This window comes from Jeotgalibacillus salarius (assembly GCF_004405125.1).
In the GTDB taxonomy this organism is placed as follows: Bacteria; Bacillota; Bacilli; order Bacillales; family Jeotgalibacillaceae; genus Jeotgalibacillus; species Jeotgalibacillus salarius.
The window spans coordinates 11,263-23,092 of the sequence record NZ_SORX01000002.1 but is presented as its reverse complement, the minus strand read 5'-3'; the positions used below and the strand labels follow the sequence as shown (position 1 = coordinate 23,092).

Below are 11,830 nucleotides of genomic sequence, written 5' to 3'. Positions count from 1 at the left end.
AAATCGCACTTTTAAAAAAGTGTAGGCGACTTTCCCGTCATTCAAGTTTCCCGCACTCATGAGGGCGCGACACCTAGCTGTCCGCAGCTCTGTGCGTCCACCGATTCATTTCAATCACCCTTCCTTTATATTGCCAATCTGTACAGTCAGCAAAAAAGAAGCAGGCATCCTGGATATCCAGGATTGCCTGCTTCTTTAATATTGTGAAGCGCCTTAAGTTACTGACATCGACATAAGGCTAGTGCTTTTAGAGAATAATGAATTATCCATCATCGTCTTCTTCAACTTAGTTACCTTCACCTGCAGCAGTTATCTTATAAACCTTACCGCCATCAGTGGTTGCAACAAGCGCGCCATCCTCAGTTACAAGAATGTCACGGAAACGTTCACCTTCTTCAGTTAATAGACGTTCTTCTCCAACGATGATGTCATTTTCGATGACAACACGTACAATATAGTTCGGGAGTAGACCACCAATGAACAAGTTGTTCTCCCACTCAGGAATGGCGTCGTTGTCATAGAATGACATACCACTTGGTGCACTGGTTGGATCCCAATAATATACTGGTTCAACAAAGCCTTGAGCCTCATGTTCTGCAATACCATCATTGATTAATTCACCAGAGTACTCGATACCATAAGAAACAATTGGCCATCCATAGTTAGAACCTGGTTCGATAATATTTAGTTCATCCCCAGCTTGTGGGCCGAATTCAACAATCCACAAGTCTCCTGTTTCAGGGTTGAAGTCCACACCTTGAATATTACGGTGACCGTAGCTGTAAATACCATCTAGTGCATCTTCATCCTCGATATATGGATTCGACTCTACTGCTTCTCCGTCTTGTGTGATGTGAATGACTTTACCTAAGTAAGCATCTAAGTCTTGTGCACGTTCGCGAATTGGATCATCTGAACGCTCACCAGTTGTTAAGAATAGGTTGCCATCCTCATCAAAAATAATACGTCCACCATAGTGTAAGGTACCATCATATGCCGGTGTTGCCTGGAAAATCACTTCAAAATCTTCAAGCGAGGCTTCATCTTCTGATAAAACACCTTTACCGACAGCAGTTACCGTACCACCTTCAATATCTTGAGAAAACGTCATAAATACGTATCTTGATTCGTCAAAATCAGGTGCAATGGTTACATCAAGTAAACCACCTTGAGATTCATTATTTACTTCTGGTGTACCTTCAATTGGATCTGATACAGAGCCATCTTCAAGGTTTACAATAAGCAGTTCTGCTGAATCTCTTTGTGTAACAAGTAAGCGGTTTGTATCAAACTCTTCCATACCCCAGGACACGCCAAGACCCTCAACAACAACTTCCACATCAAGTTCTGTTTCAGTTTCTACTTCAGGTGCTCTTGTTTGTTCTGGAAATGCTGGTTCAAACTCAGTAACTTTTGGCTCAGATTCTGCACTTTCATTTGCATCTTCATCTGAGCTTTCATTTGCATTTTCATCAGCACTTTCTTCTGTTACAGCATCCGAGTCATCAGTTGATGCTTCGTCTGAAGTATCATCATTGCTACATGCTGCCAAAGCCAATACAAAGATCAGCATTGTAAAGAACATGAATCTGGACCATGAAACTTTCGTCATCGATTTTCCTCCTCAATTTTAGAATATTAAACTGAATATAGACTAAAATACAGTACACTGAAACCCAGCACTGAAAATTGGTTAGGGCTTTCGTATCATAACTAAAAACTCCGTTGTATATGTACTTTTCCCTAAAATCTTTTCTAGGAAACCAATTTACTCGGCATTAGTGTTTCCTAATGTGCAATTTCTAATTCGTCTTTCTTAAGAGGTTAGCAATCTGTGAGCATTCCATAATTTGCACAAGCAGTTACAATGCTCTTTCTGAAATTATGTATTTATTTAGATTGAGTAGCTGCCGTATGAGGTTATCGTGATTGTTTCTTAAACAGGGAGCGTTTTTTTCGATTGTGCATCCTCCCTATGGGTATCTGCTATCGAAACGAAAAAAGGGATCTTGTTTCAAGCGCTTCACCAGGAGCTTAATCGTAGGGTTTCGCTCCACCACACGAGCGATTAACGAATAAATCTTGGCCCCATAATCGATTTCGCGAGGCGCGCCACGATGAGTTTTCTTATCGAAAACACGAAGAAATGGACCGAGTTCTAATGAGGAAAAAATAGCATTGAAGGGATGGGTAGGTTCCATCTCGAATAATTCATGCATGTCAAATAGGTTATCTTATCATAGGCATAGAGCGCCTCCACTTCTGTTTGTGTGTGTTATGTGTTGACTACATTAAAAAAGGATTTGGGGGAGGTGCTCTATTTTTGCGCCATTTGACACTTAGAGCCTCAAGGGCTCGGAATTATGAAATTAGCTCACTTAATTGCTTTAATCTAAACACCTTTTAATACAACTTCAAATCAAAATTCACTCTTCCACTTTTCCAGTTCTATAACCTGGTCTTTACTGATATAATTCATTTTTTCAGCCTGTCCAATGAGTGTGTCAAAATCGGTGACTGTAAAGTAAGGAACTCCTGCTTCTTTGAATTGCTGCTCTGCTTTTTTAAATCCGTATGTAAATAATGCAGCGACGCCTAATACTTCGATCCCCTGCTCCTTAAGTGCTGTTACAGCATCAATACTGCTTCCGCCTGTTGAGATTAAGTCTTCTATGACGACTGCTTTTTTTCCTGAACTCACTTTTCCTTCTATCTGATTTGTTTTGCCGTGTTTTTTTGCTGAAGACCTTACATAATTCATAGGCAGTTCCATCCGTTCACTAACCCATGCGGCATGCGGGATTCCTGCTGTAGCTGTGCCGGCGATGATTTCTGCATCAGGAAAATTTGTTTTAATCAGGTCAGTTAACTGGTCTGCTGCAAAGGACCGGATTTCAGGATATGACATGATTAATCTGTTATCACAATAAATAGGGGACTTAATTCCTGAAGCCCATGTAAAAGGATGTGCCGGACTTAGTTCAACTGCTTTGATTTCAAGTAAATATGCTGCCATTTTATTTTTCATCAGTGCCGCCCCATTCTTTTTTTATTTGAAAGTAACGCTCTACAGGATTGTCACTTTGTGTAATTGCTCTCCCTACTACAATGGCTGAAGCACCGAGTTTTCTAGCTTCTTCGGGAGATGCCGTTCTGACCTGGTCATTTGCAGCGGATCCTCTTGGACGAATGCCTGGTGTTACATATTTAAAGTCCGAACCAAAATCAGGGACTAAGTATGGACAGTCTGCAGCAGAGCACACAATTCCGTCTAAACCTGCTTCTATTGACAGCGCAGCCAGATTCTTCACTGAATCACTAAGTGTCCCTGAAATATTTTGTTCATTCTGCATCTGTGATTCTGAAGTAGATGTCAGCTGTGTGACAGCAATAATTTCAGGTCTTGCTTTACCGATGCTGCCCTGTTCCAGTCCATTAACCGCTGCCTCCATCATTTTGAGGCCGCCGGCAGCGTGTACGTTCACCAGATCCACCTCAAGTGCTGCCAGCTGTTTCATAGCTTTTTGAACAGTCGTCGGAATATCGTGAAGCTTCAGATCTAAAAAGATCTTATGCCCCATACTTTTAATATCGTGAACAATCGCAGGTCCACTTTCATAAAACAGTTCCATACCGACTTTCACAAACAACTGTTCATCAAAATGAGACAGAAACTTTTTTGTTTCTGAACCAGTAAAATCAAGCGCGAGTATTGGCAACTTTTCCAACGTTCCAGCTCCTCCCTTTGAGGTCATGGATGTGATCCACACCAAGCTCATCTAATATGGCTGGCAACTCTTCAATGATTTCTTTGCAGATGAACGGATTAACGAAATTCGCTGTACCTACGGCTGCTGCGCTGGCTCCTGCAGAAATAAAGTCAATGACATCCCATGCAGAGCTGATTCCGCCCATCGCAATGATTGGAAGATCTGTTACCTGACTGACTTCATATACCATTCGGAGCGCAACCGGTTTTATAGCCGGACCGGAAAGTCCACCTGTACCGTTGGCAATGACCGGCTTACCCGTTTTATGATCAAGACGCATACCGACTAGGGTGTTAATCATCGTCAGCCCATCTGCCCCGCCTTCTTCAACAGCCAAAGCCATCTCTGAGATATTGGAAACGTTCGGAGATAATTTCACATAAACAGGCACTTCAGACACAGCTTTAACTTTTGCAGTGAGTTCCTTTGCAGTAAGCGGATCAGTACCGAATGCGATACCGCCTTCTTTTACATTAGGACATGAAATATTCAGCTCGAGCGCATTTACATTTTTAGCCTTAGAGATTTTTTCTGCTACCAGTACATAATCTTCCATCATCGACCCAGCAACATTCGCAATAACGGGAAGATCGAATTGTTCTAACCATGACAGCTCCGTGCTCAGCACTTTTTCAAGGCCGGGATTTTGAAGACCGATCGCATTAAGCATACCTGACGATGTCTCTGCCACACGCGGTACCGGGTTACCGAGCCTCTGCTCTGCTGTTGTTGCCTTAATCATAATAGAACCGAGTATGCTTAAGTCATAAAACTGGCTGTATTCACGCCCAAAACCAAAGCATCCGGAAGCAGGCATAATCGGGTTCTTTAACTCTAACCCGGGCAGGCTGATATTCAGCTTATCCATAGACCAACTCCCCTTTCCTGAAGACAGGTCCGTCTGTACAGACTTTCTTATATAGTTCAGGACCATTTACTGAGCAGACACAAGCCAGACAGGCACCAATACCGCAGCCCATTCTCTGTTCCATCGAAATATACCCCGGAATACCGTCAAACTGTTTTTCAACTGCACCAAGCATTGGGACAGGACCACACGCATAAAACACATCTGCGTTTATATTAAAAGCAGTGACAGCATCAGTCACGAAACCTTTTGTTCCATAAGATCCATCAGCAGTCGTAATATAAACCGGCCCAAGCTCTTTGAACTCAGATTCATAAAATACAGTTTCTTTTGATTCAAATCCAAGGACATGAACCACATTCATTCCTCTTGCTTTAAGCTGTTTAGAACATTCATATAAAGGTGGGACACCAATGCCGCCTCCGATTAATACTGCTGTTTGGCCCTGTACAGTTTCGACTGGGAACCCGCTGCCGAGCGGGCCCATCACATCCAGTTCGTCTGCCTGATTAGTAAGTTCTCTCGTCCCAAGACCTGAAGCTCTGTAGATCAGCGTCATTGACTGTTGTTTTTTATCATATGAAGAGATGCTGATCGGCCTTCTTAGAAGAGGGTCGTTTGCTGTGTTTACCTTTATATGAACAAATTGACCCGGCATTGATATTTCATTAACCAATGGACCTTGCAGCTTTAGTTCAAATATATTTCCCGCAATCTCTTTTTGCTGGAGGATTTTCATTTTTTCAACCTTTATCATACGAGTGCCGCCTTTTTTGATGGACTCATTGGTGACATTGTGAAGTTCATCGATTCAAGTACACGAAGCATGACCTCGGCAGTATCAAGTGATGTTAAGCAAGGTACACCATTTTCAACTGATTCTCTGCGAATTCTGAACCCGTCTCTCGCGGGCTGCTTTCCTTTTGTCAACGTATTGACTACCAGCTGGATTTCTCCTGACTGAATGCCGTCAATCAGCGTTTTACCCTGTTCACCGATTTTATTAATCGTTTCTGCAGGAATCCCTGCTTCGTTAAAGGACTGCGCAGTTCCTTCAGTGGCCAAAATATGATAGCCAAGTCGATGAAATCTTTCTGCCAGCATCGTGCCTGAATCTTTATCCTTATCAGCAACTGTCAGCAGCACTGAGCCATGGTGTTTAATATTCATACCTGCAGCGGTTAACCCTTTGTACAGTGCTTTCTCAAGCGTTTCATCCTTACCGATGACTTCCCCTGTGGATTTCATTTCAGGTCCAAGCGTAATGTCCACACGCTTCAGCTTGGCAAATGAGAACACAGGTACTTTAACATAGACACCGTCTTTTTCCGGTACAAGACCTGTCCCGTAGCCAAATGAACGTATTTTTTCACCAAGGATTGCTTTCATTGCCATATTCGCCATCGGAATACCGGTAATCTTACTCATAAACGGAACTGTGCGGCTCGATCTCGGATTCACTTCAAGCACATAAATTTCACCTTTGGAAATGACATATTGAATATTGATTAATCCTTTAATATTAAGCCCTTTAGCCAGACGGATTGTGTAGTCTTCAAGTGTTGATATATGATCTGCAGTCAAAGTCTGCGGCGGATATACAGCGATTGAATCTCCTGAGTGGACGCCTGCTCGTTCAATATGCTCCATAATTCCTGGTATACACACTGTCTCCCCATCACTGATTGCGTCAACCTCGATCTCTTTCCCGGTCAAATAACGGTCAATTAAAACGGGATGTTCAGGGCTCGCTTTTACAGCTGTATTCATGTAATGGCGAAGCTCCTGTTCATGATAGACAATCTCCATTGCTCTGCCACCGAGCACATAAGACGGTCGTACAAGTACCGGGTAGCCGATTTCTGCCGCAATCACCACTGACTCTTCTTCAGAAACAGCTGTTTTTCCTTCCGGCATTGGAATGCCCAGTGTTTTTAGTGCTTTCTCAAACTCATTTCTGTTTTCAGCCCGATCCACGTCTTCTAATGATGTACCAAGAATTTTTACCCCTCTTTTTGACAGACCGTCTGCCAGATTAATCGCAGTCTGTCCGCCAAACTGAACGACAACACCTTCAGGCTTTTCAAGGTCTATAACGTGCATGACGTCCTCAAGGGTCAGCGGTTCAAAGTAGAGCTTGTCCGAAATAGAGAAGTCTGTTGATACCGTTTCAGGGTTGCTGTTAATGACGATCGCTTCATACCCAGCTTCTTTAATCGCCCAGACTGAATGAACAGTGGCGTAGTCAAACTCAACGCCCTGACCAATTCTGATTGGTCCAGAGCCTAAAACGATGACTTTTTTACGGTCGCTTACAACTGATTCATTTTCATCTTCATATGTGCCATAGAAATAAGGTGTTTCCGATTCAAATTCTGCTGCACAAGTATCAACCATTTTGTATACCGGCATGAGACCGTCTGCTTTTCTTCTGTTATATACAGCTTCTTCAGTCGTATTCCAGAGTGCTGCAATCGTTTTATCGCTGAAACCCATCCTTTTAGCTTTGTATAAAGAATCATAAGACTGATCTTCACGAAGTACCTGTTCGAACTGTACAATTTTATTCATCTTATGAAGGAAGAAGTGATCAATCTTACTCCAGTCATGAATGTCGTCTATTGATACGCCCATTCTTAATGCTTCTCCAATATAAAACAGTCGTTCATCTCCAGCTTTTCTAATCCGGCGTTCAACCCACTCAGGATCATTCTGTTCAATTTCTAAATGATACACATTGTTTTCAAGGGAACGAACCGCTTTTAGAAGAGATTCTTCAAGCGTCCGGCCAATGGCCATTACTTCTCCTGTCGCTTTCATCTGAGTGCCGAGGTTACGTTTTGCAGATTCGAATTTATCAAATGGCCACCTTGGAATTTTAGTCACGACATAATCAAGAGCCGGCTCAAAGCATGCATAGGACGTTCCTGTTACCGGATTAATCATTTCATCAAGCGTAAGACCTGTTGCAATCTTAGCCGCAAGCTTTGCAATCGGATAACCTGTAGCTTTTGATGCAAGCGCTGACGATCTGCTGACCCGTGGATTCACTTCTATAATGTAATACTGGAAGCTGTCGGGATCCAATGCCAGCTGAACATTACAGCCACCTTCAATACCAAGCGCACGGATGATCTTAAGTGAACAATTTCTCAGCATTTGATATTCTCTGTCACTCAATGTTTGTGATGGAGCGACTACAATTGAGTCACCTGTATGAATGCCGACAGGGTCGATATTTTCCATATTACATACAACGATGGCATGGTCGTCTTTATCTCGCATCACTTCATATTCAATTTCTTTGAATCCCGCAATGCTTTTTTCAAGTAAACATTGTGTAACCGGGCTATATTTTAAACCTGAGGAAACGACTTCTTTTAACTCCTCATCATTATGGCAAATACCACCGCCTGTACCTCCCAGTGTAAAAGCAGGCCGCACAATAACCGGATAGCCGATCTGCTTTACAAAATCATACGCTTCATCAATGTTATGAATAATCTCACTATCAGGCACCGGTTCATTCAGCTCGTTCATCAGTTTTCTGAAAAGGTCTCTGTCTTCAGCCTGCTGAATAGCATCAAGTTTTGTGCCGAGTATTTCAACATTACATTCATCCAGAATTCCGCTCTCAGACAATTCAACTGCCAGATTAAGCGCAGTCTGCCCACCAAGTGTTGGTAGCAGCGCATCAGGTCTTTCCATTCTGATGATTCTGCTGATGAATTCTACAGTCAGAGGCTCCATATATACTTTATCTGCAATTTCTGTATCCGTCATGATGGTCGCAGGGTTTGAATTGACAAGCACCACGCGATATCCTTCTTCTTTCAGTGCCAGACATGCCTGTGTTCCTGCATAATCAAACTCGGCTGCCTGCCCAATGATGATCGGGCCCGATCCAATCACTAAAATGGTTTTGATATCAGTACGTTTAGGCATATTGAATTTCCTCCTTCTCCATCATGTGAATAAAACGGTCAAATAACTCATTTGCATCTTCAGGACCAGGTGACGCTTCAGGATGATACTGTACTGAAAAAACAGCTTCATTACGGTGTGAAATCCCTTCAACTGTTCCATCATTCAGCGCTTTATGCGTCACTAGAAAATCTGTAGTCAATAAGGATTGTTCGTCTACTGCATAGCCATGATTCTGAGCAGTGATCGCAACTTTACCTGTTGAAAGTTCTTTAACAGGATGGTTTGAACCGCGGTGACCGAACTTTAATTTGAACGTATCAGCCCCGCCTGCAAGTGCAAGCAGCTGATGCCCAAGACATATGCCGAAAATTGGTACGGAACCGACCAGCTGTTTAACCGCTTCAACTGATTCAGGTACTGACTTCGGATCTCCAGGTCCGTTCGAAAGCACCACTCCGTCAGGATGAAGTCTCAGAATTTCTTTAGCTGAAGTGTGATAAGGGACGACGATTACATCACACTGTCTGCGATTCAGCTCTCTAAGAATTCCGTGTTTCATTCCGTAATCAACAACGACAACCCGCTTCCCTCTGCCCGGACTTGGATAAGCTGACTTCGTGGACACACGACTCACCTGGTCCTGCACAAGTTCGGAAGACTTTAACTCTGCTGTCATGCTGTTGACATCCGCTCCCTCCGAGCAAATCTTTCCTTTCATCGTGCCATAGCTGCGAATCAGTCTCGTCAGCCTTCTTGTATCAATTCCCGAAAGACCCGGAATCTTCTTTTCCTTCAGCAGTTCATCAATACTCGCTTCACTTCTGAAATTGGAAGGTAAATCACATGCTTCACGTACAATCAGTGCCTTAATATATGGGTGAATCGATTCAAAATCATCTCTGTTGATCCCGTAATTACCGATCAAAGGGTATGTCAGTACAACCATCTGTGCACAATATGATGGGTCAGAAAGTATTTCCTGATAGCCTGTCATCCCTGTATTGAAAACAACTTCTCCTTCAGCATCTCCCATCCAGCCAAAACCTTCACCTTCAAAAACTGAGCCATCTTCTAAAATAAGTAGTTTTTTCGTCATGCCATTTCCCCCTGAAAAACGATTTTTCCTTTACTCACTGTCAGCATTACTTTTCCTGTTACTTTCTGGCCGCCAAACGGTGTATTCTTACCTTTTGAGATAAAAGCATCCGGATCAATCTCACTTATCTTATTTCTATCAAGCAGAACAAGGTCAGCATCTGCACCTTCCTCGATCTTCCCGGCATTCAAATTAAAAGTAGCAGCAGGCTTTACTGACAGCCATTCAATCAATTGTTCCATCGTCCATCTTCCTGTTTCAACAAACGTCGTATTTAATAGCTGAAAAGCTGATTCCAATCCTGTAATACCAAATGGTGCTCTCAGCATTCCTTCACTTTTCTCCACAATTGCATGAGGGGCATGATCTGTAGCGATAAAGTCTATTGTTCCATCTTCAAGCCCTTCGATTAATGCCTGCTGATCCTCTGATGAACGGAGCGGAGGGTTCATTTTGTAGTTCGCGTCATCACCAGGTATCGCTTCTTCATTTAATAAAAGGTGATGCGGTGTAACTTCTGCCGTCACTTTTATCCCAGCCTTTTTAGCATCGCGTATCACTCTGACTGATTCTTTCGTTGAAACGTGACACACGTGGTAGTGACAATCCGCCGCTTCCGCCAGCAGGACATCACGTGCAATCTGGACAGATTCACAAACGGATGGAATACCCGGCAGTCCGAGTTGTTCTGATCTTTTTCCGTCATGCATACAGCCGCCGTGAATCAGGCTGTTGTCTTCACAGTGCGCAACAATTGCTTTGCCAAGCTTAGACGCTCTTTTCATTACTTGAAGCATCTGATCGGCACTTTGTATGCCAACACCGTCATCAGTGAAAGCAAAGGCCCCCTGCTCCGCAAGACTTTCCAAATCATTAATTTCTTTACCTGCCAGATTTTTAGTGATTGAAGCGTATGGCAATACCGGTACAACTGCGTCTTTTTTTATGATGTTTTGAATGTAATGAAGTGTTTCAACGTCACCAGGTACCGGCCGGGTATTTGGCATTGCGCATACGAGCGTATATCCTCCGCGGGCAGCTGCTTCAGTACCTGTTTTAATTGTTTCTTTATGTTCCCCACCAGGCTCTCTTAAATGGATATGGACGTCTACAAATCCCGGGGAAAGAACTTTCCCTGACGCTTCAATGACATCCTCATTATGTAGTTCAGATAATTCTCCAATTGAATGGATGCTGCCTTCGGAGATTCTGACATCTGTTATTCCATAACCAAATACCTCTGCACCTTTAATTAATAAGTTCATGTTTTGTCTCCTCTCTTTTTGCAAGCACATATTGAAGCATCGCCATTCTTGTTACGACACCATTTTTCATTTGTTTAAAAATGCGTGATCTTTCACATTCCACAAGTTCATCAGCGATCTCCACTCCACGGTTCACTGGTGCAGGATGCATGATAATACTGTTTTTCTTCATCTTTCTTTCTCTATCATTCGTCAGTCCGTATTGATTATGATATTCCTGCTTCGTAAAGTTTTCTCCAAACGCATGTCTTTCATGCTGAACCCTGAGCAGCATAACTACGTCACTTTCTTTTACTGCCTGATCCATTTCAATAAAAGGGATATCTGCCATTTCCGGATCATGCCATGCACGCGGTCCTGAAAAACTCACATTGGCACCCAGTCTCTTCAAGGCATACGTATTTGACCTCGCCACCCGGCTGTGCCTGATGTCACCTGCAATCGTGACGTTCAATCCCTTAAAGCTTCCAAATTCCTGATAAATCGTCAGAAGATCGAGCATGCATTGAGATGGATGATGACCCATACCGTCTCCGCCATTAATCAGTGATAACGAGACCTTATCTTTCAGTGCATCAAAATATCGTTCTTCACTATGTCTGATTACGGCTACATCAACGCCAATCGCCTCCAGCGTTTTGACCGTGTCATAGAGTGATTCACCTTTGCTGATAGAAGCATTTCCTGCATCAAATGAGAGTACATTCATACCGAGCTTCCTTTGAGCCATCTCAAAACTGCACTTTGTCCGAGTGCTGTTTTCAAAAAAGAGATTGACTGCATATAGATCCGGTCTTGGTATTGGTGTGTGACTCCTCATCGCTTCAGCCTGATAAAGCACCTTGTAAATATCATCCACTGTCAGTTCTTCTAGTGTTAGAAAATGCATGGTTTCGACCTCCTT

The 11,830-nt window shown here is 43.0% G+C and carries 9 protein-coding genes; all 9 read right to left on the bottom strand.

Going from position 1 to position 11,830, the window contains the following annotated elements; translation table 11 throughout:
* Positions 1-286 precede the first annotated feature (286 nt).
* A complete protein-coding gene (locus E2626_RS02555; protein ID WP_134379368.1) occupies positions 287-1,612 on the bottom strand; it encodes a PQQ-dependent sugar dehydrogenase in 1,326 nt (441 codons plus the stop codon).
* A gap of 807 nt (positions 1,613-2,419) precedes the next feature.
* The gene (pyrE, locus tag E2626_RS02550; protein ID WP_134379366.1) at positions 2,420-3,028 is read right to left on the bottom strand and encodes an orotate phosphoribosyltransferase; all 609 of its coding nucleotides are present in this window, start codon (positions 3,026-3,028) and stop codon (positions 2,420-2,422) included.
* Positions 3,018-3,728, bottom strand: a complete 711-nt coding sequence (gene pyrF, locus E2626_RS02545) for an orotidine-5'-phosphate decarboxylase (protein WP_134379364.1) — start codon at positions 3,726-3,728, stop codon at positions 3,018-3,020. Before pyrF ends, pyrE begins: the two co-directional genes overlap by 11 nt.
* The gene (locus E2626_RS02540; protein ID WP_134379362.1) at positions 3,700-4,638 is read right to left on the bottom strand and encodes a dihydroorotate dehydrogenase; all 939 of its coding nucleotides are present in this window, start codon (positions 4,636-4,638) and stop codon (positions 3,700-3,702) included. The genes pyrF and E2626_RS02540 overlap by 29 nt, the downstream gene beginning before the upstream one ends.
* Positions 4,631-5,395, bottom strand: coding sequence for a dihydroorotate dehydrogenase electron transfer subunit (locus tag E2626_RS02535; protein WP_134379360.1), 765 nt, complete (start codon positions 5,393-5,395; stop codon positions 4,631-4,633). The genes E2626_RS02540 and E2626_RS02535 overlap by 8 nt, the downstream gene beginning before the upstream one ends.
* Positions 5,392-8,583, bottom strand: coding sequence for a carbamoyl-phosphate synthase large subunit (gene carB, locus E2626_RS02530; protein ID WP_134379358.1), 3,192 nt, complete (start codon positions 8,581-8,583; stop codon positions 5,392-5,394). Before carB ends, E2626_RS02535 begins: the two co-directional genes overlap by 4 nt.
* On the bottom strand, positions 8,576-9,661 hold the full coding sequence (locus E2626_RS02525; RefSeq protein ID WP_134379356.1) for a carbamoyl phosphate synthase small subunit: 1,086 nt from the start codon (positions 9,659-9,661) through the stop codon (positions 8,576-8,578). The genes carB and E2626_RS02525 overlap by 8 nt, the downstream gene beginning before the upstream one ends.
* On the bottom strand, positions 9,658-10,926 hold the full coding sequence (locus E2626_RS02520; RefSeq protein WP_134379354.1) for a dihydroorotase: 1,269 nt from the start codon (positions 10,924-10,926) through the stop codon (positions 9,658-9,660). The genes E2626_RS02525 and E2626_RS02520 overlap by 4 nt, the downstream gene beginning before the upstream one ends.
* Positions 10,910-11,815: an aspartate carbamoyltransferase catalytic subunit gene (locus E2626_RS02515; RefSeq protein WP_134379352.1), complete on the bottom strand. Its 906-nt coding sequence runs from the start codon at positions 11,813-11,815 to the stop codon at positions 10,910-10,912. The genes E2626_RS02520 and E2626_RS02515 overlap by 17 nt, the downstream gene beginning before the upstream one ends.
* Positions 11,816-11,830 lie beyond the last annotated feature (15 nt).

What these genes read in the sequence shown, in the direction of transcription:
- E2626_RS02555 (WP_134379368.1), bottom strand. Translation starts at nt 1,612, where the DNA reads ATGACGAAAGTTTCATGGTCCAGATTCATGTTCTTTACAATGCTGATC.
- pyrE (WP_134379366.1), bottom strand. Translation starts at nt 3,028, where the DNA reads ATGAAAAATAAAATGGCAGCATATTTACTTGAAATCAAAGCAGTTGAA.
- E2626_RS02540 (WP_134379362.1), bottom strand. Translation starts at nt 4,638, where the DNA reads ATGGATAAGCTGAATATCAGCCTGCCCGGGTTAGAGTTAAAGAACCCG.
- E2626_RS02535 (WP_134379360.1), bottom strand. Translation starts at nt 5,395, where the DNA reads ATGATAAAGGTTGAAAAAATGAAAATCCTCCAGCAAAAAGAGATTGCG.
- carB (WP_134379358.1), bottom strand. Translation starts at nt 8,583, where the DNA reads ATGCCTAAACGTACTGATATCAAAACCATTTTAGTGATTGGATCGGGC.
- E2626_RS02525 (WP_134379356.1), bottom strand. Translation starts at nt 9,661, where the DNA reads ATGACGAAAAAACTACTTATTTTAGAAGATGGCTCAGTTTTTGAAGGT.
- E2626_RS02520 (WP_134379354.1), bottom strand. Translation starts at nt 10,926, where the DNA reads ATGAACTTATTAATTAAAGGTGCAGAGGTATTTGGTTATGGAATAACA.
- E2626_RS02515 (WP_134379352.1), bottom strand. Translation starts at nt 11,815, where the DNA reads ATGCATTTTCTAACACTAGAAGAACTGACAGTGGATGATATTTACAAG.